This is a genomic window from Christiangramia gaetbulicola, from assembly GCF_003054225.1.
In the GTDB taxonomy this organism is placed as follows: domain Bacteria; phylum Bacteroidota; class Bacteroidia; order Flavobacteriales; family Flavobacteriaceae; genus Christiangramia; species Christiangramia gaetbulicola.
Genome location: NZ_QBKQ01000002.1, coordinates 994741 through 1020230, shown reverse-complemented (window position 1 = coordinate 1020230; position 25490 = coordinate 994741). Strand labels below are relative to the sequence as shown.

Sequence of the window (25490 nt, the reverse complement as noted above, 5' to 3'; positions counted from 1 at the left end):
ATGAAAATCAAAGAACTGAAAATATATACCTCTAATATTGAAAAACAACTGGAATTCTACCGGGATGAGCTGGGATTTGAGATCACCAATTATTCTGAAGATGGTTTCAATATTGTTGCAGGTTATTCCAGTTTGAGATTTGAAAAAAGGGAGAAAGCGACTCCTTATCACATCGCTTTGCATGTGCCAGATAACCAGGAAAAAGAAGCATTGAAATGGCTGGAAAGTATTGTTCCTGTGCTAAAATATAATGATGATAAGATCATAGATTTTTCTAACTGGCAGGCTAAATCGGTTTATTTCTATGACCAGGATAAAAATATAATGGAACTCATTTCCAGGAGGAAATTCCATAAACCGGAGTCGGCTATTTTCAATAGTTCTAATATTGTGGGTATTGCTGAAATTGGCCTGGTCACTAAGGATATCAAGGAGAAGTTCGAAAAGCTAAAGCTCGAATGCGGGCTGGATCATTTTGATGGCGATTTTGAAAGGTTTTGCGCAATCGGTGATCCTTCAGGTTTGCTGATTACTATAGATAACGATAAGAAAGACTGGTTCCCAACCAGTGATAAGGCATATAGTTCAGATTTCGAACTGGAATTTGAACATGATTCAAAAACATTTAAACTGAATTTCAGCAATGATGAGCTGGAGATTTCAGAAATCTAATACCAACTGATTTTTACATGAACGTCGAAAATAAAATTCAGACTCTTCGCAAGGAATTACAGGAACATAATTACAATTACTATGTGCTGGATAAGCCTGTAATTAGTGATTATGAATTCGATATGAAATTAAAGGAGCTTCAGGAGCTCGAGGAAAAACATCCTGAATTTGAAGATCCTAATTCTCCAACCCAGAGAGTAGGGGGTGCGGTTACCAAAAATTTTGAGACCGTGGTTCATGATCACAGGATGTATTCGCTTTCCAACTCCTATTCTAAAGAAGAATTGGAAGAGTGGGAGACGAGAGTGCGAAAAGTTGTGGAAGGCAAAGTGCAGTATGTTTGCGAGCTTAAATATGACGGGGCGTCCATAAGTCTAACCTACAGAAATGGTTTACTGGAAAGAGCGGTAACCAGAGGTGATGGCTTTCAGGGAGATGATGTTACCAATAATGTGAGAACCATAAGATCTGTGCCTCTTAAATTAAAAGGTGAGTTTCCTGAAAAATTTGATATTCGAGGCGAGATCGTGTTGCCTTATGAAGGTTTTGCGAAAATGAATGCAGAGCGGGTGGATATTGGGGAAGAGCCTTACGCGAATCCAAGAAATACCGCTTCCGGAAGTTTAAAACTGCAGGACAGCGCCGAGGTTTCCAGAAGGCCTTTGGAATGTTTGTTATATAGCATCGTAGGAGAAAATACCGGAATTGGATCTCAGTTCGAAGGATTGGAAAAAGCCCGGAACTGGGGTTTTAAAGTGCCCGGAGAATCTGAATTGAAAGATTCTATAGACGAGGTACTTAAATATATAAATTACTGGGATGAACACCGGCACGACCTGCCTTACGAGACAGATGGTGTGGTAGTGAAAGTGAATGATTTCCACCAACAGGAAGAACTGGGGCATACTGCCAAATCTCCCCGCTGGGCGATCGCCTATAAATTCAAGGCAGAGCAGGAAAGTACCAGGCTTAAAAAGATCACCTACCAAGTTGGAAGAACGGGAGCGATCACTCCGGTTGCTAATCTTGAGCCGGTTCAGCTTGCCGGTACCGTGGTGAAGAGAGCTTCTTTACATAACGCCGATCAGATCGAAAAGCTGGATGTTAGGGAAAGAGACACTGTCTTTGTTGAAAAAGGTGGAGAAATTATTCCGAAGATCGTTGGGGTAGATTTTACCAAAAGAGATCCCGATAGTGAACCTACCAAGTATGCGACTCATTGCCCTGAATGTGGAACAGAGCTGGTAAGAAATGAAGGTGAGGCTCAACATTACTGTCCGAATACTAATGGCTGCCCACCGCAGATCATTGGGAGGATCCAGCATTATATTTCAAGAAAAGCCATGGATATTGAAGGTTTAGGAGGAGAAACGGTTGCTTTGCTGGTAAATGCCGGGCTGATTGAAAACTATGCCGATCTATATACCCTAAAAAAGGAAGATGTTTTGCCTTTGGAACGAATGGCAGAGAAGTCTGCAGATAATCTAATTGCAGGAATCGAAAAATCCAAAGAGATCCCTTTTGAAAGAGTTCTTTTTGCACTTGGGATAAGGTATGTGGGTGAAACGGTTGCGAAAAAACTTGCCAAACACTTTAAGAATATCGATGCACTTGCCTCGGCTTCAGAAGAGGAGTTGGTGAACCTAGATGAAATAGGGGAGCGTATAGCCTGGAGTGTGGTAGATTTCTTTAAGACAGAATCCAACCGCGAGATAGTTCAGAGATTGAAAGATTATGGGGTTCAATTGGAGATTTCAGCAGAGAAACTGGCTAATCAAACAGATCTGCTTAGCGGAAATAGTTTTGTTATCTCCGGTGTATTTGAAAAGGTTTCCAGGAATGAACTTAAAAAAATGATCGAGGATAATGGGGGGAAAGTATCCAGCTCCATTTCCTCAAAAACGAATTACCTGGTTGCCGGGGATAATATGGGGCCTAGTAAACTTGCGAAAGCTGAAAAGCTAGGTACAAATATCATCAGCGAAGATGATTTTCTGAAAATGTTAAATTAAGTACACTTTTCAGAAGAAAATAATGAGAAAATTATTCCCGGTACTTTTCAGTTTATTTAGCTTGTTTTCAGGATTAATCAATGCCCAGGAGATTCCTGAGGGTTTTGTACATCTTGATGAGGTAATCCCAGATATCATTTATGAGATACGCTATGCCGGCAATCACAATTTTGTAGGTAAACCTATTAAAGGATACGAAGCTGAACAGGCGATAATGAGCAAAAAAGCAGCGAGGGCCTTAGCGGAGGTTCAGAGAGAATTGATACTTAAAGATTGTATGCTGAAGGTGTTCGATGCATACCGTCCACAAAGAGCCGTAGATCATTTCGTAGAATGGGCGAGAGTGGAAAGTGATACCCTGATGAAATCTGAATTTTATCCTGATGTTCCAAAAAGCAAACTTTTCGAGTTAGGTTATATCGCTTCAAAATCGGGACATTCCCGGGGAAGTACAGTAGACCTTACGCTAATAAATGTGGATGATTGTGAAGAAGTTGACATGGGTGGAAACTATGACTTGTTCGGGGAAGTATCACATCATAATACAAATAAAATAACCGCAGAACAGAAGAGGAACCGAGAAATCTTAAGGCTGGCCATGCGTAAACATGGGTTCAGGTCTTACTCAGAAGAATGGTGGCATTATACTTATGATGCCGAACCGTACCCTTATACTTATTTCGATTTTCCGGTAAAGTGATTATCTCACTGCGATCTTGGCGCTTTCAGTTTTAATGTTTTTTTCGGCATCCAGGTAGAAATCTATTCTTCCTAAATAAAGCCCGTAGCATCCAACCTGGTTTACCAATACATTTTTACCAGCCTTGTTCTTTTCTACCCTTGGTTTCTCTAAGAAAGTATGGGTATGCCCGCCAATAATAAGGTCTATGTTCTCAGTATTCCGGGCAAGTTTAACATCAGAGATCTTATTGCTTTTATATTCGTATCCTAAATGCGAGAGACAGATGACCAGGTCACATTTTTCCTCGTTCTTTAATTTTGAACTAACCTCGGTAGCCATTTCTACTGGATCCAGGTATTTTGTCTCTTTATACAGCTTGTCATTCACCAGGCCCTGCAATTCGATACCTATTCCAAAGACCCCGATCTTCACTCCATCTTTATTGAATACCCGGTAATCTTTAGTTTGACCGTCCATGATGGTATTGCTGAAATCGTAATTGGAGATCAGAAAATCAAAATCGGCATGAGGTAACTGGGCATATAGCCCGTCGATACCATTATCAAAATCATGGTTCCCAATGGTGGCTGCGTCATATTTCAGCTTACTCATCAGTTTAAATTCCAGTTCCCCGCCGTAAAAATTGAAGTAAGGTGTACCCTGGAAAATATCCCCGGCATCCAATAAAAGAGTATTGGGATTTTCCTGTCTGATTTTTTCGATCAAAGTAGCTCTCCTGGCTACGCCACCAAGATTGGCATTGCGACCTTCTTCCGGCCCGAAGGGTTCAATGTGGCTATGCACATCGTTGGTATGTAAAATGGTGATATGTTTTCCCGATCCGGAATTAAAAGAAAGTGAGGATAATCCTCCAAGGCTTAAAAATGCCGTTGCCGCTGCTGTATTTTGTATAAAATCTTTTCTTTTCATGCTCCTATTCTCTAATGTAACGATCGTCTATTTCGGCTTTAATGGTATCAACTTTTGTAAAGTAATCTATCAGCGCATTCCTAATTTTGTAATCGGCACCGTATATATTCACCGGATCCTTGAAGAAATTCATATTATCACCTCCATTCAAAAGGTAATCTGAGGTGGCGACCAGGTAGGTTTCGTTTTCATCTATTTCCTTTCCCTGAATCGTCGCTTTTATGGTTTTGTAATTCTTATCTGCGACGATCTTAATGCCGCTTACCGGGTGTGCAGATTTAGCTTTTTCAAGATATTTCAACATTTTCTTGATCTGCTTTCCGCTGAGTTCAGCCACCACGATCTCATTTTCAAAAGGCATAAGGTTATAGGCAGATCTGGCGGTCACTCCGCCCTCGGGTAATTCAGACCTTATTCCGCCTTTATTCAGTAACACCATATCGATGTCTTTACCTGTCCTTTTCTTAATTACCGGATTCGCCTGAATCATCACGATATCTGCCATGAGATTGCCAATGGCTGTGTTGAGGTCGCCGTCATTTTTGGAAAGTAATTTCGGGTTAAACGCGATAACCGAATCCAGGGTGGCATTCAAATGTTCTTTGAAGGGAGCTATAAACTCTTCGATCTCCTTATCTCCTTTAATCGTCTCATCGATAGCAATTCTTTCAGAATCTGTTTCAGATAACTTTAGGTTGTCAGAATTTGAAACCTTGCAGGAAACCAAAAGGGTAGATAAGGCAAGGGTTATAAATAGTTTTGTGTTCATAAGCTGCAATATTTTGCAAATATAAAAACTTAATCGCTGAATTAATTCGCTCTTTTGAGGACCTGTAGGCTGGAATTCAAAACTGTTTAAGATCGACCTACAGTAATTAATTATCCTTACTGTTTAAATTCTATTGTTGTCGATCTTTAATAAAAATTTAGATTTTTTTAAGCAATGTTTAAGATTTTCAAAACTTTTATATATTTTGCCAATCCCATTTCTATTTTATGAAGTATAGCCGGTTATATATCCTTGCTTGTATACCTATGCTTATTTTGATACTGTTCGCTGTATTAAGTAAGACTGACTGGCTTTTGGTGATCGGTGAATTCACTACCTACCTCATACTTTTAAAAGGATTCTCCAGAAGACTCAATTTCTCTAATCTGAATATTTTGTGTTTTCTGGGCCTTAATATGGTGGCTACCTTATTTAAATTTTACCAGGATGTAGACATGATCTTTAGCGCGATCATGTTCTTCCAGATGGTTTCCTATATATTTCTGGGGAGAGAAGCTTTAAAATATACCCAGAGGGAGGCTGGTAATAAATTCATGTTACTGTTCTTTTTCTTAATGCTGGGGGTGAATAGCTATTTTGTCTCTGAGCATTTCCAGGAACTGGAACACAAGATCGTGAGTCTGGTAGAATTTGTGTTTTACTCCATGTATTATATCGTTCTTTTTGTCCTGGCTATAGTATGTCTTATTTACTATTTGAATTCTTATTCCAGGAAATCTGTGTTTTTCGTAACCCTCGTAATGACTATACTTATTGCAGATATATTGAGAGATATGGCGCTGTATTACCTGCCCGATACCAGTGTGTTATTACTTCAGAATTTTCTAAAGTTCTGTGGTATCATCATGGCCTACCAGTTTTTCGCTACCGAAGAGAAGAAGCTCAAGCTTATCAACCTCATTTAGAACCCCTGGATTTAACAGAATAAATAAAGCTGTTAAATTCCAATATTTATAAAGCGTAACAGCTTATTATCTCCTTTTTTCCTGCTATAAAATATTTACATTTGCGCCACCTAAGATTAATGATGATCAACTCTAAACTGAAAAGTATTATTTATTCCAGGAAGATCAGAAAGGCTTTAAATAATAAAGTTTCTTCAGATAGATCGTTTTCAGGAAAAGTGGGATTGATCATTGATGCTGAAAATTTTGAAAAGACGAAGCGTCTTTTTGAGCTCTACAAAGATCTGGGAATTGATAAGAAAGATCTAAGCATAGTGGTTTGCGGTTCTAAAGATGAATTCCCTGAAAATTCCGATTTCAAGATCCTGGACCTGAAAGAAATTACAGTTTCAGGGGAATTCAAATCAGAAACAATTAGAGGCTTTGCCCGGGACCGTTATGATTTTTTGATCTGTCACTTTTCTGAAAAATCACAGGCTGGTTCCTTGTTGGCTGCAGTTACGAATGCTGGCATAAAAGTTGGAAATCACCCCGATGAATACGGTATTTATGACGTAGAGGTCTTCTCGAATAGTTTAGAAGATTTTCAGCAGGAGGTAATAAAATATTATAGAATTTTAAAATAAAGAATTGATGGAAGCCTTTGTAGGAACAGGAGTAGCACTAATCACTCCATTTAAAGAGGATTTATCTGTAGATACTAATGCTCTGGCTAATCTGGTAAAGAATCAGATAGAAAATGGGATCGAATATCTGGTGGTTCTAGGAACTACTGCCGAAAGCGCAACTCTTAGTACTGAAGAGAAAGAATTGATAAAGGAAACAGTAAAAACTGCCAATGCCGGTAAGTTGCCTTTGGTTCTGGGTATTGGAGGGAACAATACCGCAGCGGTGACCGAAGAATTGAAAACTTCCAACCTGGATGGTTTTAATGCCATACTTTCGGTTTCTCCTTATTATAATAAACCTACACAAGAAGGGATCTACCGTCATTTCAAAGCAGTTTCAGAAGCCTCGCCATTGCCGGTTATTCTTTATAATGTACCTGGAAGAACGTCTTCAAACGTTTTGCCGGAGACAATAAATCGTATCGCAAGAGAGTGTGATAATATAATAGGAGTGAAGGAAGCGGCTGGAGATATAGTTCAGGCAATGAGACTTATTAGCATGGTGCCTGAAGATTTCATGGTCATCTCTGGTGATGATATGATCACGCTACCTATGACGCTTGCTGGCGGAAAAGGTGTAATCTCTGTAATTGGCCAGGGTCTTCCGAAGGAATTTTCAGATATGGTAAGAGCAGGTCTGGCTGGTAAAGTGGCTGAAGCTTATAAATTACATTACAGGATCGCTCCTTCTATAGACCTTATTTTTGCTGAAGGTAATCCTGCAGGAATCAAGGCTCTGCTGGCGAAGAAAGGATTGGTAGCCAATAATCTGCGTCTTCCGCTGGTTGAAGCTTCAGAAGCATTGACCAATCGTATCCATAGTTTCATGGACAACTTTTAATTGAAAATCTGGTAGGATTTTTTTCTAATATTATGCTCATGTGGCAATAAACCCTTGATATTGGGGTTATTTGAGTAGTTCAGGAAAGTTTTTTTTATAGTCACAAAAAATGTATTTTTGCCAGATGTTTTTACGTATCATGAAAAAAGGAATTCTAGTTTTAGGCCTGCTAATGGTTACACTTTCTTGTAGTGAATATCAGCAGTTGCTTAAGAGTAAAGATACTGCTCCAAAATATTCGGCTGCAGAAGAATTATATAACGAAGGCAAGGAGGAAGACTCTAATAAGAAGCTTAGAAAAGCTTTGAGATTACTAGAGCAGATCGAGCCTGAATTCCGCGGAAAGCCACAGGGAGAAAGACTTGTTTTCTTACTGGCAGATACGTATTACCAGCTGGACGATTACTATAATTCTCCGTTCCAGTTCGAAAGATTTTTACAGTTGTATCCAAACAGCCAGAAGGCTGAAGAGGCTTCCTATAAAAGGGCTGCGAGTTACTATTATCGTTCTCCAAGATATGATCTGGACCAGACAGATACCCGAAAGGCTATCGAAGAGCTGCAGGTTCACTTGAACAAATATCCGGAAGGAGAATTTACATCCTCTGCCAACGAAATGGCAACAGAACTAAGGATCAAGCTGGAGAAAAAGGCATATGAAATTGCCAAGCAATATCACCACACAGAATATTACAAAGCTGCTATAGCTTCTTTTAATAATTTTATTTCAGATTACCCTGGTTCTCCTTTCAGAGAGGCGGCTTTTTACTATAGATTCGATTCAGCATACAGGCTGGCGATCAATAGTTTCCAGGTTTTGATGGAAGAAAGACTTGAGGAAGCAAAGGAGTTTTATAAGGCATATAAAAAATATTATCCTGAAGGGGAGTATACTTCTCAAATAGAAGATTCCCTGCTGGAAATTGATCAAAGGTTACAGAATTTTTAATAATTGGAATGATGGATTTTAAGAAAATTGATGCACCGGTAAACACCACGACCATAGACAGGAACAAAGTGGATGCACCAACCGGAAATATTTACGAAGCGATCTCGATAGTTGCGAAAAGAGCTGGGCAGATCAACGGTGAGATTAAGAAGGAATTATTAGAAAAACTTGATGAATTTGCTACTTACAATGACTCTCTGGATGAGATCTTTGAAAATAAGGAGCAGATCGAGGTTTCTAAATTCTACGAAAGATTGCCAAAGCCTCAGTCCCTTGCGATCCAGGAATGGCTGGAAGACAAGATCTACTACCGTAACACAAAAGATACCGAAGAATAGAATCTGGACTCAAATATGTCTGTACTTAAGGGTAAAAAAGTTTTATTAGGTATTACCGGAGGTATTGCCGCTTTTAAAACTGCCTCGTTAGTACGTTTATTTGTAAAGGCTGGTGCAGAGGTAAAAGTCGTAATGACGCCGGCCGCGAAAGAATTTATCACTCCGCTAACGCTTTCCACACTTTCCAAAAATGAAGTTTTTTCTTCATTTACAGATGAGGAAGATGAGAATGCGAAATGGAATAATCACGTTGAACTCGGCCTTTGGGCCGATTTCATGCTTATAGCCCCTGCCACAGCCAGTACTCTTTCTAAAATGGCTTCGGGGAATAGCGACAACTTTTTACTGGCTACTTACCTTTCGGCTAAATGTCCTGTTTTTTTCGCTCCGGCGATGGATCTGGATATGTATAAACACCCATCTACAAACAACAGTTTTAAAGTGCTTCAGGATTATGGCAATGTCATGATCCCTGCAGGTTCTGGAGAACTTGCCAGTGGTTTGCATGGTGAAGGCCGTATGGCAGAACCCGAGGAGATCCTTTTGTTTATTGAAAAGCATTTTTCTGAAGATCTACCATTAAAGGGAAAAAAGATCACGATCACTGCCGGTCCTACATACGAAGCTATAGATCCTGTGCGTTTTATAGGAAATCATTCCAGTGGGAAAATGGGATATGAGATCGCTAAAAGGGCTATGCAATTAGGAGCTGAGGTTACTTTGATCTCCGGGCCTACCCATTTGAATATTGATGAGAATAAGATCGAACTTATCAGGGTTACCAGCACGAGGGAAATGTATGAGGCTGCGCATTCAAAATTTGGAGATACCGATGTTTTTATAGCCGCAGCGGCAGTTGCAGATTATAAGCCCAAAATGGTAGCAGATCAAAAGATCAAGAAGAATGATGATTCGCTAACTTTAGAACTTACCAAAACAGAGGATATACTCGCCAGTTTGGGAAAAATAAAAAGCGGTCAAAAGCTTATTGGGTTTGCTCTTGAGACTAATAATGAAGAGGAGAACGCAAGAAAAAAGCTTGAAAAGAAGAATCTTGACTTTATTGTTTTAAATTCACTGAATGATCAGGGTGCAGGTTTTAAAGGAGATACCAATAAAATCTCCATAATTTATCCTGATAGAAAGAAGGATTTCCAACTGAAATCTAAAAAAGAAGTAGCCGCAGATATTTTAAACGAGATCGTAGAATTGTTAGATGCATAAGGTTTTTAGTTTCATATTGATTTTTATTGGCTTGCAGCTTTGTTCAGCACAGCAGGTCAACTGTGAAATTATTGTAAACGCTGAACAGACCGGGCAGGCAAACCTTTCGGTTTTTAAAACATTGGAACGTTCCTTAAATGAGTTCGTAAATCAGACCAACTGGACAGATAAGAGGTTTCAGCCTCATGAACGTATCAATTGCAGTATGTTCATCACTATTACCAGTTTTGAAGGTGAAAGTTTTAACGGTACTATTCAGGTGCAGTCATCCAGACCGGTTTATGGATCTTCTATGATCACTCCCGTTTTTAATTTCAATGACGAGCAATTAGCATTTAATTACAGGGAATATCAGCCGCTTAACTATAGTGAGAATACCTATACTTCTAATCTGGTATCTGTAGTTTCATTTTATGTTTATACCATTATGGGGCTGGATGCCGATACTTTTGCTCCGGAAGGTGGTACACCATATTATGAAGAGGCTAACCGAATTGTGACCAGCGCCCAGCAAGGAAATTCACAGGGTTGGAAAGGATCAGACGGGCAACGTTCAAGATTCAGGTTAAATGCAGATATTTTAGCTAATACCTATGCAGAGTACAGAACTGCACTTTATGAATACCATCGCTTAGGTTTGGATGTGATGCATGAAGATCTTCCAAAGGGTAAAGCTGCGATCGCTGAAGCCATGGAAAAACTGGAGGTTATGAATAACCGGCGGAATAACTCCTTGCTTTTAAGAACCTTCTTTGATTCAAAGGCAGATGAGATCACCTCGGTATATTCCGGAGGGCCTGCTTATGAGGATAGCGCTGAACTTATTGAAACCCTTAATAATATTGCGCCAAGGTATGCCAGAAACTGGCGAAACATTCGATAACCTTTTTGGTTGATTTCAATTTTTTTCTCCCGTATATTTAGCACAAATTTTAACCGATTTGCTTACATCTCTTTCTATAAAAAATTACGCATTAATTGAAGATATCAATATTGGTCTTCAGCCGGGTTTTACCATTATCACAGGTGAGACCGGTGCAGGAAAATCTATCATGTTAGGAGCTTTAGGACTGTTGCTGGGTGACCGGGCAGATTTTAGTTCAATTCGCGATACCGAAAAGAAATGTGTGATAGAAGGAACCTTTGGGATCTCAAATTATAAACTGGAGAATTTCTTTAAAAAGGAAGACCTGGATTATGAAAAGCAAAGCATTATTAGAAGGGAGATCCTACCATCTGGTAAATCAAGGGCATTTATTAACGATACCCCGGTTAAGATAACCGCGCTTCAGAAACTTGGAACTTATCTTATAGATATTCATAGTCAGCATGAGACCTTAAGTCTTGGAAATGCTGAATACCAGTTTAATGTTATCGATACGATCGCGAAGAACGAAGCGGTGATCCTGGAGTATAAAAAGGAGCTAAAAGAGTATAAGGTTCTGTTGAACCGTTTTGAAGAATTAAAAGAGCAGCAATCGCAGGCAGCTAAGGAATATGACTACAATATTTTCCTTTTAAATGAGCTTGAAGAAGCGAATTTGAAGGAAGGTATGCTGGAAGAGCTTGAAGAACTTTACGAAGAGCTGAACAATGTGGAGGAGCTTACCGAAAATCTAAGTTCTGCGGTGAATATGCTGCAGCAGGAAGAGATCGGAAGTTTGGATAGCTTAAAATCTGTGAGGGCCAGTCTTTCAAGAATAGCCCAGTTTTCTGCGAATTATGAGAATTTCCATGAGCGGGTTCAAAGTGTGATTATCGAACTTGACGATCTTGAAGCTGAAATGACCGATGCTTTGGATAGAATTGAAGCTAACCCCGAAGAACTTGAGGTGGTGAACCAAAAGCTTCAGGTCATTTATAATCTGCAGAAGAAGCACAATGCTGAAAATATAGAGGAATTGCTTTCCATTATGCGGGAGCTTCAGGAAAAGGTTTCGGTTACTGAAAATGCTGAATCTGCCCTGAATGAGGTTCAGGCTGCCATAAAAGATCAGGAAATTCAATTGAAAAAGACCGCTACCAAACTTCATGAGAACAGGGAAAAGATCATTCCTGCTTTTATTGAGCAAACCGAGCAGATATTGAAGGATCTGGGGATGCCGAACGCCAGGTTGAATATAGAGCTGGAGATCGGTAAGGAGTTTCTTGCCAATGGTCTGGATAAACTGGAGTGGTACCTTGCAGCCAATAAAGGCGGAAGTTTTAAGGAGATCAAAAAAGCGGCATCGGGAGGTGAATTATCCCGTATTATGCTTGCAGTAAAAAGTATTTTGGCGGCACAAAGTAATTTGCCTACGATTATATTCGATGAGATCGATACCGGGGTTTCCGGGGAGATCGCTAAAAAAATGGGAGAGATCCTTAAGAAAATGGGAAGCAACATGCAGGTGATCGCGATCACACATTTACCGCAGATCGCCGGGAAAGGTGCCACGCATTTTAAGATCTTTAAAGAAGATAACGAAACCGCTACTCAAACCAAGATCGTTGAGCTGGAAGAAAATGACCGTATAGAGGAACTTGCGCTCATGCTCGGTGGAAATACCAAGAGTGATTCGGCCAGGGCTCATGCCAAGGCGTTGCTTAATTAGGTGCTAGTATTTAGTATTCAGAATTGAGTAGTGAGTGCATTTTCACTGCAAGCGAAACGCAGTGCAGCGCGGCAGTCTCTTTTTAAGTTGGAATTCCTTAGATGAGTTTGCTTCGCTTCGTTTCACTTCGCTCGCAAAGACAGCGTTAAATTGTATCATTAGTATCTTCACTAAATTTCAAAATATTCATTACTAATTACTGAATACTTAATACTGAATACTGAATTCAAACAACTTTGCTATATTTACAGGCTTAACAACCACAAAATAAAAAATACATGTCATATAACCTGCTAAAAGGTAAAAGAGGGATAATTTTCGGAGCTTTGGATGAGAATTCTATCGCCTGGAAAACTGCCGAAAAAGTCCATGAAGAAGGTGGAACGTTTGTGCTAACTAATGCGCCAATCGCCATGAGAATGGGAAGTATCAAGGATCTTGCTGCAAAGACCGGGTCTGAGATCATTCCAGCAGATGCTACTAAAGTTGAAGATCTTGAGAATCTGGTTGAAAAAGCTGTAGAGATTCTTGGAGGTAAAATCGATTTTGTACTTCACTCTATCGGGATGTCTGTGAACGTGAGAAAAGGAAATCACTACACAGATATGAACTACGATTACACTACAAAAGGATGGGATGTATCTGCGGTTTCTTTTCATAAGACCATGCAGGTTCTTTACAAGAAAGACGCGATGAACGAATGGGGAAGCATTGTAGCGCTTAGTTACATGGCTGCCCAGAGAGTTTTCCCAGATTATAATGATATGGCAGATAACAAGGCATATCTTGAGTCTATCGCCCGTAGTTTTGGTTATTTCTTCGGAAAGGATAAAAAAGTAAGAGTGAACACGATCTCTCAATCTCCAACACCAACAACTGCCGGGCAGGGAGTAAAAGGATTTGACGGATTTATCGCTTTTGCTGAAAAGATGTCTCCGCTTGGTAACGCTACTGCAGAAGAATGTGCAAATTATACTCTGACCTTATTCTCAGACCTTACCAAAAAAGTCACCCTGCAAAACCTTTTCCATGATGGAGGTTTCTCTAATACAGGAGTAAGCCAGGAAGTGATGGAAGCTTTTACTAAAGACGAAGAGTAAAAAAATAAACTTTATTAACTGCCGAAAAACTGTATCTTAATAGAGCAGATTTCGGCAGTTTCTTTTTTAATCACCTTACATGAATCCAGAGTATTCCTTTATCATTCCGGTTTATAATCGTCCTGAAGAGATCAGGGAGTTGCTGGAAAGCATGAGGAAATTGATCTCAAAGGTTTCTTTTGAGGTGGTTATTATTGAAGATGGTTCCAGTGTTAGGGCAGATGAGGTAGTGAGGAATTTTTCTGAAGATCTCAATGTCCGTTACTATTACAAGGCCAATTCCGGTCCCGGTGATTCCCGCAATTATGGGATGAAAAAGGCGAAAGCAGATTATTTTATCATCCTGGATTCAGATGTGATCCTTCCGGAATATTACCTGATGGAAGTGCATAAATTTATCTCGAATGAATATTGTGACTGTTTTGGAGGACCAGACGCTGCACATCCTTCTTTCAGCAATGTTCAGAAGGCCATAGATTATACCATGACCTCCTTTTTTACCACGGGCGGAATTAGAGGCGGTGCTAAGAAGGGATTTCAGCCACGTAGTTTTAATATGGGTATTAGCAGAAAGGCTTTTGAAGCAAGCCAGGGATTTGGGTATATCCATCCAGGGGAAGATCCAGATCTAAGTCTCAGGCTGGAAAAGGAAGGATTTAAAATCTGCCTCATACCGGAAGCTAAAGTCTTTCACAAACGCAGAATAGACTGGAGCAAGTTCTATCTACAGGTCAAGAAATTTGGGATGGTAAGGCCTATTCTTAATAAATGGCACCCCGGATCTTCGAAGCTCACCTATTGGTTTCCAAGCTTATTTATGCTGGGCTTTATTTTCTCTGTTTTAATGGCAATATTAGGGGAGTGGTTCTATGCGGGTTCTTACCTTATTTATTTTTTAATTATCGGCATAGATGCTACGATAAAAAATAAAAGTATTTATATTGGGTTGCTAGCGATAAGAGCTGTGTTTGTTCAATTTACCGGGTATGGACTGGGATTTTTAAATTCCAGTATAAAGACAGGTATCTTGAACAGGCAGCCAGAAAAGGAGTTTCCTCAATTATTTTTTAAAAAAAATGCCGGTGCGTAGAAGACCTAGATTCAAAAAAGAAAGTGCAAAAACCTTTGGTTTTTTTCTGATCTTTGCTGCCGTGGTATGGGTTTTAGTGCAATTCTCAAAAACCTATACTCAGCTAATCGAGATCCCGGTAAATTATATCAATGCTCCTCTGGATAAAAGTATTTCAGAGGAAAGACCAGACCATGTAGATCTGCAGCTTCAGGATAATGGTTTCAGTATTTACTATTTTAAGATCTTCAATCCTAAGCTGGACATAGATCTTTCGCAAGCCAGGGAAACCAATAATAAGCTGGTTTATACGCTGCAGAATCACCTTTCAGAAATAGAGGAACAATTAAGAATAGATTTCGAGAAATCCCTGATAGTTCAGGAAGAGATCGTAGTGCCTTTCCAGTTCAAAAAAGAAAAGATGATCAAGGTGGTACCTCAAATAGAAGTGAGTTATGCCGTTGGATTTTCCGCGGAGAATCCTGTGGAACTTAGACCAGACTCGGTTAAAGTGAGTGGGCCTGAAAAGATCATCGATAGCATAGAAACGGTTAAAACCCAGGCGATAAAACTTAACAAGGTGAACCAGAACCTGAATGGTTCTGTAAAAATAGATACCAGTGGCCTGGGAGCTTTGAGCTTTTATGAGAACAGCGTAAAATATTTTCAGAAAGTAGAAAAGTTCACCGAGGGAAGTGCAGAGATCCCGGTGGAGGTGATCAATGTTCCCGAAAATCTCAACCTGGCCTATTTTCCAAAATCGGTGATAGTTTATTACCAGGTAAATCTCAAGCAGTTCGAAAGTATCAGTGCAGCCGACTTCAGAGTAGTTTGTAATTATAAGGACGTGAAAAAGGGAGATGACTACATGATCGCCCAGATCGTGGAAAAACCAGATTTCATCAACAATGTTAGGTTAAATGAGCGCCGAATTCAATTTGTGATAAAGAGATGATGGTTGTAGGTTTAACCGGTGGAATAGGTAGTGGTAAGACCACGGTGGCAGGCTTTTTCAAGGAATTGGGAATTCCTGTTTATATCGCAGATGATGCCGGGAAGCGATTGATGAATACTTCTTCCAGGATAAGGGAACAGATCATCGATCTTTTTGGTGAAGCTGCTTACTCAGGCGATACCCCGGAAAGAAAATATATCGCCTCAAAAGTTTTCAATGATAAAGAACTTCTGGAAGAATTGAATAAGATCATTCATCCGGCAGTAGCACAAGACTTCAGTGACTGGGTAAAAGACCAGTCTTCAAAATACGTTATCTATGAAGCCGCCATTCTTTTCGAAACCGGCGGCTATAAAAAGTGTGACCTTAGTATACTCGTTACCGCGCCAAAAAAACTCAGAATCGAAAGACTTCAAAAAAGGGATGAAAGTTCCCGGCAGGAGATCCAGCAAAGAATGGACAACCAGTGGAGCGATGAAAAAAAGTCTGAACTCGCCGATTTCATAATAATAAATGAGGATCTAGAGCAGACCAGACAACAGGTTGAACATATTCACGGCGAAATCTTAAAAGCAGGTCAAAATTCTTAGAAGTTCTGTTAACATTTGGTTAAACACTTTAACGTCTAAATGTTAAAATATTACTTTTGACCGCATGAATAAGAAGCTTTTTGTCCTTCTCGTTGCCCTAATGAGCCTGTCACTAATCGGTATAATTTTCGTACAGGGATATTGGATTAAAAGCACTATAGATGATCGGGAACAGCAGTTTTCTTACAACGCAAAGCAGGTTTTAATCAATGTATCTGAAGAGATACAGAAAAGGGAATTTGAACGCTATTATTTTCAGTTTAAAAATCCGGATAGTATAAACAGCAAGCTTAGCGACAGGACCTTAACCGAATATTTTTATTCTAACAGGGATGAGACCAGGAATGAAACCTACTTCAATTCTGAAATCATTTTAGAAGAGGATTATAAGGTTTCTTCGGGTTTTCTGCAGTTCGCCCAGGACAGTATACAGTTCACCAAAATGATCAATAAAAGGGTGACCGATATTGTTAGGAATAACCAGCTGGATGGCGACAATTTAAGCGCCAGGCAGCGAATAGAACATATAGAACGCATGTCCCGGATGGAGGAGGTGGAGAAGGATATCCTGCGTTCAGCAATTTCAGAACTGGTAGTTAGGCTTCCGGTTCACAAAAGAGTATCAGACGAGACGATCAAAGAATTATTGAAAGAAGAATTAGCCAGCAGGGATCTTAAGACCGAGTTCGAATATGGGGTTTATAATAACTCTATTGCGACGAATTTGCATTCAGATAATTTCAGTCTTAATCATCCCGCCACTTACGCGGTTCCGCTTTTTACAGACAGAGCCGGGAACAGTGCGTACCAGCTACTGGTTAATTTTACCAATAAGAAAGAAGCGGTGTTATCATCGGTGATCTTAATGGCCTGTCTTTCTATAATTTTCACTTTGATCATTGTGATCGCGTATTCTAGTGCACTTTCACAGTTGATCAAGCAAAGACAGATATCACAGATCAAGACCGATTTTATAAATAATATGACCCACGAGTTTAAAACTCCAATTGCTACGATCAACCTGGCGTTGGATGCTATTAAGAACCCAAAGGTCATCGAAGATCAGTCTAAGGTATCCCGTTATCTGCAAATGATAAGGGATGAGAATAAAAGGATGCATGCACAGGTAGAGAACGTGTTGCGTATTTCCAAGCTCGAGAAGAACGAACTCGATCTTAAGAAGGAAAGACACCAGCTACACGATATCATACTGGATGCGGTAACGCATGTAGAGCTTATCGTGGAAGATCGCGGTGGATATATACAAACGCATTTTGGAGCTCTTAGATCGTCCATACTGGCAAACCAGGATCACTTTACCAATGTGATAGTGAATATCCTGGACAACGCCATTAAGTATTCTGAGGATGCGCCAAAAATTGACATTTATACCACGAACGTAAAGAATTATATATACTGTGAAATTAGAGACCAGGGGATTGGAATGAATAAACTGGTCCAGAAGAAAATATTTGAAAAATTTTATCGCGAACATACCGGTGATATTCATAATGTGAAAGGTCATGGATTGGGTCTGGCTTACGCCAGGCAGATCGTAGATGATCACCACGGTGAGATCTCGGTACAGAGCGAAAAAGGAAAAGGAAGTACCTTTATAATTAAACTACCACTAATATCTTAATATATGGAAACTGAAAACAAGAAAATTCTATTAGTAGAGGATGATCCAAACTTTGGAACTGTCCTTAAAGATTACCTCGCAATGAATGATTACGAGGTGACTCACGCGAAAAACGGAATGGAAGGATTCGAAAAGTTCAAGAAAGATGATTTCGATCTTTGTATCCTTGACGTAATGATGCCTTACAAGGACGGATTTACGCTGGCAAAAGAGATTCGTGATAAGAACGAGGAAGTGCCAATTATCTTCTTAACTGCGAAAGCAATGAAAGAAGATGTACTTAAGGGTTACAAGGTTGGAGCAGATGATTACCTGAACAAGCCATTCGATTCTGAAGTTCTTTTAATGAAAATCAAGGCTATTATGCAGCGTAAGGCTACAGATAGCGTGGCAGACTCCAAGCAGTTTGAGTTCGAGATCGGTGATTTCCACCTGAACTCAAAATTGAGATTCCTTACTTTCAGAGATGAGGAGCCACAAAAACTTTCTCCAAAAGAGAACGAATTATTGAGATTGCTTGCTTTGCATGAAAACGATCTAATGCCTAGAGAACTTGCGTTAACCAAGATCTGGAGAGATGATAATTACTTTACTTCCAGAAGTATGGACGTTTATATTGCCAAGCTTAGAAAATACCTGAAAAAAGACGAGAACGTAGAAATTCTGAATATCCACGGTGAAGGTTTCAGACTTGTTGTTAAGAACAAGGAAGAATCTGGAGCATAATTTAAATTTTTCAGTTTCCGGGATTTACTGCATCATGGCCAGAACCATGATGCAGTATTATATCTCGAACTGAACCCAGGTGACCCTTAATATTCCTGGTTTTTTCTTACCTGGTCCCATCGCGGACCCGTACCCGTAATCTTAGCATAAATTTAAGAACGGTTTTCCTACATTACTTATCTTTATGGCGTTCACCAAACCTGCTGGAATTTGATAAGTACATCCTGTATATCCTTTTTTAGGATATCTTCTGTTAGGGAGATAGGTTTTTTGGTACTTATCTATTTTTCCTTTCTCGGATTTGCTTTTGGGCAGAATCCAGCGGATGTAGTTCCTTCTTACAGTCATTCTGGTGAAGTGTCTCTTCCCACGGTTACAGTGAATATTTTAACCTTTTCGGTCAATACAGATGACATCACCTTTGCCATTGATACTGGACCGGATAATTTTGTTTATAATCTAACTTTTGGAAATGGAATTCAAAAACGAAATCCAAATGGCTCTTTAGTAAATTCAAGTTTTATTACTGGCCTAAGCAGTCCTCTTGATTTTGTTATTGATGATAATGGATTTTTCTACGTAGCCGATTACTCTGAAAATGGAACCTGTGCTCAAAATGGTAAAATAAGAGTCTTTAATCCAAACGGCACCCTTAATAGAACTATATATACCGGATTTTACAGACCGCTTGGAGTTGATGTAGATTCAGATGGAAATATTTATGTTGCTGAATACAATGCTCCAGGAAGCGGTTGTGAAAGTGATGAATTTAGTAGAGTAAGTATCTATAACTCTTCAGGAAATAGAATTGCTCAAAATGGTTTGGTAGATCGACCCTATAGAATAGCAGTAAGTTCAGATAAAACAGTGTATCTAAGTCAGGAAGGAAATAATAACCCTGCCGTTCTAATTATGAATCAGAATCTTGGGATCACTGGCAGCCTCCCAAACATTCAATCTGCCGGAAGCGTTGTTGTTGATTCATTTGATTATATACATGTTGTGGAGTATGCAGGCAGGATCGATTTTAGCCGTTTCATCAATTTCGAAGATTTGTCATTCGGCGAGATTCAGGATATTGCAGAGGAAATTGATAAGGGAACTAAGGATAATGCTTTTGGAATTAAGGTATTTAATCCATTAGAAGGTTACGAGTATACTTATAAAGAAGAAATAGATTTCCCTATCGATATTAGTTTCAACCAGTGTGATAAAATGTACGTGGATAACGCGGAAGTTTTTGGGCGGCCATCGTTTTTTGGATATATACCTGAAAAAATTGAATTCGATCTCGAGATTTACGATAGAACTCCCGCTTTTGATATTACAGATCCAGTCATTAACTGCCCTGCAGATATTACAGTGCAGGCTGAACCTGGTGATAATTCTGCTATAGTTAATTACAATGATGCCACCGCCACGGATCTTTGCGGGGTTACGGTTACAAAATCAGGACAGGATTCTGGAAGTCAATTTATGGTCGGTGAGCATGAAGTGAAGTTTACGGCTACAGATACCTTTGGAAATACCTCTATATGTACCTTGAAAATTACGGTGAATCCATCTAATGAAAACGCACCTCCAACCATTACCTGTCCATCAGATATTACCCAAAATAATGATCCGGATGCCTGCGGTGCTGTTGTCACTTTTTCTCCACCTGAGGTGACAGACGATGGAGGTGAAATTACTCCGACCAGAAGCGATAATACTGGTTTAAATTCAGGTGATCTATTTCCAGTGGGAGTAACCAACATTAGCTACCAGGCAGATGATGGAGTTAATGCTCCTGTAACCTGTAGTTTTACAATAACGATTACAGATAATGAAGATCCGGTAATTAGTTGCCCTGGAAACATTAATGAAAGTATAGCCTTTGGTGAAACGGGCAAGATTATTAATTATTCAATGCCAGGTATTTCTGATAATTGTGGGGATCCTTCAATCATACAAACCTCAGGCCTTGCCCCAGGAGAAGATTTTCCGGTAGGCACTACAACGAACACCTTCGTAGTCGATGATGGAAATGGCAATTCGGCTATATGTAGTTTTACGGTCACGATCACGGAAGAAGAGGAAGACACACCGCCAACTATAACCTGTCCAGCAAATATTACCCAAAATAATGATCTGGGAGCCTGCGGTGCTATTGTCACTTTTTCTCCACCCGAGGTGACTGACGATGGAGGTGAAATTACTCCGACCAGAACCGATAATACTGGTTTAAATTCAGGTGATCTATTTCCAGAAGGAACAACTACCATTAGCTACCAGGCAGATGACGGAGTTAATGCTCCTGTAACCTGCAGTTTTACTGTGATTATTACAGATAATGAAGATCCGGTAATTAGTTGTCCTGGAAACATTAATGAAAGTATAGCCTTTGGTGAAACCGGCAAGATTATTAATTATTCAATGCCAAGTATTTCTGATTATTGCGGGGATCCTTCAATCATTCAGACCTCAGGCCTGGCCCCAGGAGAAGTGTTTCCGGTAGGCACTACAACAAACACCTTTGTGGTCAATGATGGCAATGGCAATTCGGCTACATGTAGTTTTACGGTTACAATAACGGAAGAGGAGGAAAACACACCGCCAACCATAACCTGTCCAGTAAATATTGCCAAAAATAATGATCCTGGAGTCTGTGGTGCCGTTGTAACTTTTTCTCCACCCGAGGTGACTGACGATGGAGGTGAAATTACTCCAACCAGAACCGATAATACTGGTTTGAATTCAGGAGATCAATTTCCAATAGGAGAGACGACCATTAGCTACCAGGCAGATGATGGAGTTAATAATCCTGTAACCTGTAGTTTTACCGTAACTATTACAGATGATGAAAAACCCATTTTCACCAGTTGTCCCTCGGAAACTATTGTGATCTTTGTTCAGAATGGAGAAACAGGAGCAGTTTTCGAAGCTCCTCCAATTGAGGCTACAGATAATTGCGGAGATCCAAATGTTGTTCAAACCAGGGGACCGGAGGGAGGAGCAATGCTCCCGCTTGGATTTACCGATTTTGAATACACGGCTACCGATGTTAATGGACTCACTGCTACCTGTGAATTTCAGGTGGAAGTGCGGGAAGAATCCGAGGTTCTGGATATTACCTGTCCCGGGAGTGTGCCGGTACCTGCCGGTGAAAATTGCATCTATTTAGTTCCAGATCTATCTGATGTGGTAAGTGCAAATATTGCAGGAGCATCCATAACCCAGGATATAGCAGCTGGCTCTGTCTTTGATCCTAATAGTGATCCTTATGTTACGGTTACTGCGACCATTGGGGAGCAGTCAGATTCCTGTAGAATTTATCTTTCGCCAGTAGACGAAGTAGATCCGGTAGCAAGATGTGTGGGAGTTACAGAAATTCGCCTTGCTGAAGGAGAAACCGTTCAGCTTAACCCTCAGGATTTTGATGCCGGTAGTACAGATAATTGCCAGATAGCATCCTATAATTTAGATCGCACTTCACTTTCCAGCAGTGATGAAGGCGTAAACAGGATCACGTTCACGGTGAATGATGCCGTCGGAAATTTAGATACTTGTGAGGTGATCGTGGAAGTGATCGTGGAAGAACCCGGAGAAATTGACTTCTCCTGCCTTATTGTGGAGTATAAACTTTCGCCAGATGAGAATTGCGAATATTTTCTCCCAGATTTCAGCGGGATCCTGGAATATAGTCCGGCAGAAGCAGATTTTGAACAATCTGTAGCTCCCGGCACTCAGCTGTTCCAGGACGAAGAGGTTGAGGTTATCGTTTCTTATAACGGCGAAAGCAAAATCTGTAATCTATATGTTTCCCTGGTGGAAGATGAGCCGCAGGCAATTTGTAAAGCAGATTTTCAAATTCAGGTGGAAGAGGGAGAAACGGTTGTGCTCTCGCCTGAAGATATTGATAACGGCTCCTTTGCTAACTGCAGTGACATAAGTCTGAGTCTTGATAAAACTGAATTCACTACGGAAGATATAGGAACCAACCTGGTCACGCTTACGGTTACCGATGAATCAGGAAATACCACTAGTTGCCAGACCACCGTAACTGTAATTTCAGGCGGATCTGGAGTAAACCAGCCTCCTGTGGCCATAGACGAAGAATACACTACCAATATAAATACCACTTTGGAAGTTTCTGCCTCCAATGGTGTTCTGGTGAACGATACAGATCCCGAGAATGATGAACTTACGGCAATCCTTCAGGATGATGTTTCTAATGGAACCCTGGTTCTTAATGCAGATGGATCATTCACTTATACGCCAGACCTGGATTTTACGGGACAGGATTATTTTACCTATGTAGCCAATGACGGTGAATTCAATTCGAACATCATTTTCGTATCTATTAATGTTGAGAATAATGATGGTGACTTCAGTTGTACAGACAGAATTACCCTAAGCCTCGATTCCGAAGGTTCCGCAGAATTAGATATCAATGATCTGTATACTGGTAATGCTGAAGGTATTGAGTTTGAACTTAGTCAGAGCCTGTTTTCATGCAGCGATATTGGTGAAAATACCGCGGAACTAGTTTATACCGGAAGGCAGGAAGGGGCCTGCGAAATAATTGTTGAGGTTCTGGATATGTCTGCACCGGTATTAGCCTTAAAGGATATCGAGATCTCACTGAACCAGGCAGGTTTAGCTACGATCACTTTTAACGACCTGGATGCAGGATCAAGGGATAATTGTAATGGAGACGTGACCTATATTCTCAGTGGCTCAGCTTTTACCTGTAAGGATATTGGCGAGAATCAGATCCTGGTTACGGCAGAAGACAGCAGCGGGAATAGTTCTACCAGGACCGCAAAAGTAACTGTTTTAGACAATGCCGGTTATTGTACCGATTTTGGCGAAGGTTCTGAATATATTTTTATCTATCCTAATCCCAATACCGGAAGTTTCAAGATTGCTACTCCAGCAGATGAACAGATTACCAGAATAGAGGTTTTTGATCATCGCGGCAGGTTTATCGCGGCCAGGGATTACGAAAGTACAGCTATAGAATATGCGATGAAACTGGGGCCTCTACAGGAATCGGTTTATGTGGTCAAGATCGTTACCAACCAAAGAACCCTCACTAAACGATTTATTTTTAAGTATTAATCTGTTCTTCTATATGATCAAAGATCACTTGAGGATCTTCATCATACTTGAACCATTTGATATTTTCATCTTTTCTGAACCAGGTAAGCTGTCTCTTGGCGAATCTGCGGGTATTCTTTTTGATTTCTGAAATTACGGTCTCCAAGTCTATGCCTCCATCAAAATATTGAAACAATTCTTTATAACCAACCGTATTCAATGCGTTGAGTTCTCTTTTAGAATATAAAGCCCTTGCTTCTTCCACAAGGCCATTTTCGATCATAAGATCAACCCTTTTATTGATGCGTTCATAGATCAATTCCCGGTCTGCAGTAAGGCCAATACTAATAGTTTTAAAATCCCGTTCCTTTTTCTCCTGGTCCAGAAAACTCGAAAAAGGTTTTCCTGTTTCTATGCAGATCTCTAAAGCGCGGATCAATCTATGTGGATTCTGAACATCGGCGGTTTTATAATAATCCGGGTCCAGGACAAAAAGCTTTTGTTGCAGCCAGTCTATGCCATCTTCCTCAAGGCGTTTATTCAGGTTTTTCCGGATTTGAGGATCTACTTCGGGGAAATTATCCAATCCCTCGGTCACTGCTTTAATATAAAGTCCGCTTCCGCCAACCATCACCACGAGATCATGAGATTTGAATAACTCTTCCAGTTTCTTGTTAGCATCTCTTTCAAAATCGCCTACAGAGTAATTATCTCCAATAGATATATGCTGAATAAAATGATGCCGAGCAGCTTCGAGCTCATGCTTTTCTGGTACCGCAGTACCAATCTTCATTTCCCTGAAGAACTGTCTGGAATCGGCTGAAATGATCTCGGTATTAAAATGCCTGGCAACCTTAATGGAAAGAGAAGTTTTTCCAATGGCCGTAGGACCAATAATGTTGATAAGGTAATTAGTCATTTAAAAGGAATCCACATTTATGGCAATATTTAGCCCCATCCTGGTGCCTGCTGGCATTACAGTTTGGGCATACCTGTGTGTTCTGTATAGGCTTTTCTGTAGCCTTGCTATACTCTGCGCTAACGATGCCAGTAGGAACCGCGATAATACCATAACCAGTGATCATGATCAGTGAGGCTATAAGTCTTCCTAGAGGTGTTACCGGAGCAATATCTCCAAAACCAACCGTGGTAAGGGTTACGATACACCAGTAGATGCTCAGCGGGATATTATCAAAACCGCCACCTTTACCTTCTACCAGGTGCATCAATGTGCCAGCAATGATACAAATAATGAGTACGGCGAATAGAAAGACAAAGATCTTAGCACGGCTGTTCTTTAAGGCATCGATCAATTTTCGGGATTCCCCGATATAACGGGTAACTTTCAAAACCCTGAAAACCCTCAAAAGTCTTAAAGCCCTTATGGCGAAAAGGAGATTGGCTCCTCCAAAGATAAATCCAATGTAACTTGGCAGGGTAGAAAGAAGGTCTACGATCCCATAAAAACTGAAAATATATCGCTTGGGTTTATTAATGGCGATAATGCGTAACGCATATTCAATAGTGAAAATAGCAGTTATGATCCACTCCGCTACATAGAATTCATAAGCATACTTTTCTAACATCCAGGTTACGCTCTCCATCATTACAAGTACAACACTTATAATAATGACAACTAATAGCGCGATATCGAAAAGCCTGCCTGTAGGAGTATCAGCCTCATAAATTACTTCATGAAGCTTGAATTTCCAGTGCGGCAT

22 protein-coding genes are annotated in these 25490 nt (G+C 40.1%); 18 read left to right on the top strand and 4 right to left on the bottom strand.

The annotated features are described in order from the left end of the window. The 3 genes from C8P64_RS11320 to C8P64_RS11310 are packed head-to-tail and all read left to right on the top strand — an operon-like array spanning nt 1 to nt 3384. Nucleotides 1-672: a VOC family protein gene (locus C8P64_RS11320; protein ID WP_108172165.1), complete on the top strand. Its 672-nt coding sequence runs from the start codon at nt 1-3 to the stop codon at nt 670-672. A 17-nt stretch (nt 673-689) separates the two neighbouring features. Then, on the top strand, nt 690-2684 hold the full coding sequence (gene ligA, locus C8P64_RS11315) for an NAD-dependent DNA ligase LigA (RefSeq protein WP_108172164.1): 1995 nt from the start codon (nt 690-692) through the stop codon (nt 2682-2684). A gap of 22 nt (nt 2685-2706) precedes the next feature. Next, nucleotides 2707-3384 carry a M15 family metallopeptidase gene (locus tag C8P64_RS11310; RefSeq protein ID WP_108172163.1) on the top strand — a complete coding sequence of 226 codons (678 nt, stop codon included), beginning with the start codon at nt 2707-2709 and terminating at the stop codon, nt 3382-3384. Here C8P64_RS11310 and C8P64_RS11305 read toward each other — a convergent pair whose 3' ends face one another. After that, on the bottom strand, nt 3385-4296 hold the full coding sequence (locus tag C8P64_RS11305; RefSeq protein ID WP_108172162.1) for a bifunctional metallophosphatase/5'-nucleotidase: 912 nt from the start codon (nt 4294-4296) through the stop codon (nt 3385-3387). 4 nt (nt 4297-4300) lie between these two features. Next, nucleotides 4301-5065: a 5'-nucleotidase C-terminal domain-containing protein gene (locus C8P64_RS11300; RefSeq protein WP_108172161.1), complete on the bottom strand. Its 765-nt coding sequence runs from the start codon at nt 5063-5065 to the stop codon at nt 4301-4303. Between the two features lie 227 nt (nt 5066-5292). On the opposite strand from C8P64_RS11300, the gene C8P64_RS11295 reads away from it, so the two are divergent. The 15 genes from C8P64_RS11295 (at nt 5293) to C8P64_RS11225 (ending at nt 23790) form a co-directional block, all read left to right on the top strand. Next, on the top strand, nt 5293-5991 hold the full coding sequence (locus tag C8P64_RS11295) for a hypothetical protein (protein ID WP_108172160.1): 699 nt from the start codon (nt 5293-5295) through the stop codon (nt 5989-5991). A gap of 101 nt (nt 5992-6092) precedes the next feature. After that, on the top strand, nt 6093-6617 hold the full coding sequence (locus C8P64_RS11290) for a DUF6913 domain-containing protein (RefSeq protein WP_146167218.1): 525 nt from the start codon (nt 6093-6095) through the stop codon (nt 6615-6617). 7 nt (nt 6618-6624) lie between these two features. Next, nucleotides 6625-7500, top strand: coding sequence for a 4-hydroxy-tetrahydrodipicolinate synthase (gene dapA, locus C8P64_RS11285; protein WP_108172158.1), 876 nt, complete (start codon nt 6625-6627; stop codon nt 7498-7500). Between the two features lie 124 nt (nt 7501-7624). Then, nucleotides 7625-8449 carry an outer membrane protein assembly factor BamD gene (locus C8P64_RS11280; RefSeq protein WP_170106654.1) on the top strand — a complete coding sequence of 275 codons (825 nt, stop codon included), beginning with the start codon at nt 7625-7627 and terminating at the stop codon, nt 8447-8449. An 11-nt stretch (nt 8450-8460) separates the two neighbouring features. After that, nucleotides 8461-8787, top strand: coding sequence for a DNA-directed RNA polymerase subunit omega (locus tag C8P64_RS11275; RefSeq protein ID WP_108172244.1), 327 nt, complete (start codon nt 8461-8463; stop codon nt 8785-8787). Between the two features lie 15 nt (nt 8788-8802). Further along, on the top strand, nt 8803-10011 hold the full coding sequence (gene coaBC / locus C8P64_RS11270) for a bifunctional phosphopantothenoylcysteine decarboxylase/phosphopantothenate--cysteine ligase CoaBC (protein ID WP_108172156.1): 1209 nt from the start codon (nt 8803-8805) through the stop codon (nt 10009-10011). Beyond that, nucleotides 10004-10894 carry a type IX secretion system protein PorD gene (gene porD, locus C8P64_RS11265; protein ID WP_108172155.1) on the top strand — a complete coding sequence of 297 codons (891 nt, stop codon included), beginning with the start codon at nt 10004-10006 and terminating at the stop codon, nt 10892-10894. Before coaBC ends, porD begins: the two co-directional genes overlap by 8 nt. Nucleotides 10895-10952: 58 nt before the next feature. After that, the gene (recN, locus tag C8P64_RS11260; protein WP_108172154.1) at nt 10953-12605 is read left to right on the top strand and encodes a DNA repair protein RecN; all 1653 of its coding nucleotides are present in this window, start codon (nt 10953-10955) and stop codon (nt 12603-12605) included. 278 nt (nt 12606-12883) lie between these two features. Beyond that, nucleotides 12884-13705 carry an enoyl-ACP reductase FabI gene (locus tag C8P64_RS11255; protein WP_108172153.1) on the top strand — a complete coding sequence of 274 codons (822 nt, stop codon included), beginning with the start codon at nt 12884-12886 and terminating at the stop codon, nt 13703-13705. A gap of 79 nt (nt 13706-13784) precedes the next feature. Continuing rightward, nucleotides 13785-14795: a glycosyltransferase family 2 protein gene (locus tag C8P64_RS11250; RefSeq protein ID WP_108172152.1), complete on the top strand. Its 1011-nt coding sequence runs from the start codon at nt 13785-13787 to the stop codon at nt 14793-14795. Then, nucleotides 14782-15729: a CdaR family protein gene (locus C8P64_RS11245; RefSeq protein ID WP_108172151.1), complete on the top strand. Its 948-nt coding sequence runs from the start codon at nt 14782-14784 to the stop codon at nt 15727-15729. Before C8P64_RS11250 ends, C8P64_RS11245 begins: the two co-directional genes overlap by 14 nt. Continuing rightward, entirely contained in the window at nt 15726-16319 is a 594-nt protein-coding gene (gene coaE / locus C8P64_RS11240) for a dephospho-CoA kinase (protein WP_108172150.1), read from the top strand. Before C8P64_RS11245 ends, coaE begins: the two co-directional genes overlap by 4 nt. Before the next feature lie 64 nt (nt 16320-16383). Then, nucleotides 16384-17961, top strand: a complete 1578-nt coding sequence (locus C8P64_RS11235; RefSeq protein WP_108172149.1) for a sensor histidine kinase — start codon at nt 16384-16386, stop codon at nt 17959-17961. A gap of 3 nt (nt 17962-17964) precedes the next feature. After that, the gene (locus C8P64_RS11230) at nt 17965-18687 is read left to right on the top strand and encodes a response regulator transcription factor (protein ID WP_108172148.1); all 723 of its coding nucleotides are present in this window, start codon (nt 17965-17967) and stop codon (nt 18685-18687) included. Between the two features lie 210 nt (nt 18688-18897). Then, nucleotides 18898-23790: an HYR domain-containing protein gene (locus C8P64_RS11225; protein WP_146167217.1), complete on the top strand. Its 4893-nt coding sequence runs from the start codon at nt 18898-18900 to the stop codon at nt 23788-23790. Here the strand turns inward: C8P64_RS11225 and miaA are convergent. Both miaA and C8P64_RS11215 read right to left on the bottom strand, forming a co-directional pair. Then, nucleotides 23780-24688: a tRNA (adenosine(37)-N6)-dimethylallyltransferase MiaA gene (gene miaA / locus C8P64_RS11220; RefSeq protein ID WP_108172146.1), complete on the bottom strand. Its 909-nt coding sequence runs from the start codon at nt 24686-24688 to the stop codon at nt 23780-23782. The genes C8P64_RS11225 and miaA overlap by 11 nt on opposite strands. Further along, nucleotides 24681-25490 carry an ion transporter gene (locus C8P64_RS11215; RefSeq protein ID WP_108172145.1) on the bottom strand — a complete coding sequence of 270 codons (810 nt, stop codon included), beginning with the start codon at nt 25488-25490 and terminating at the stop codon, nt 24681-24683. The genes miaA and C8P64_RS11215 overlap by 8 nt, the downstream gene beginning before the upstream one ends.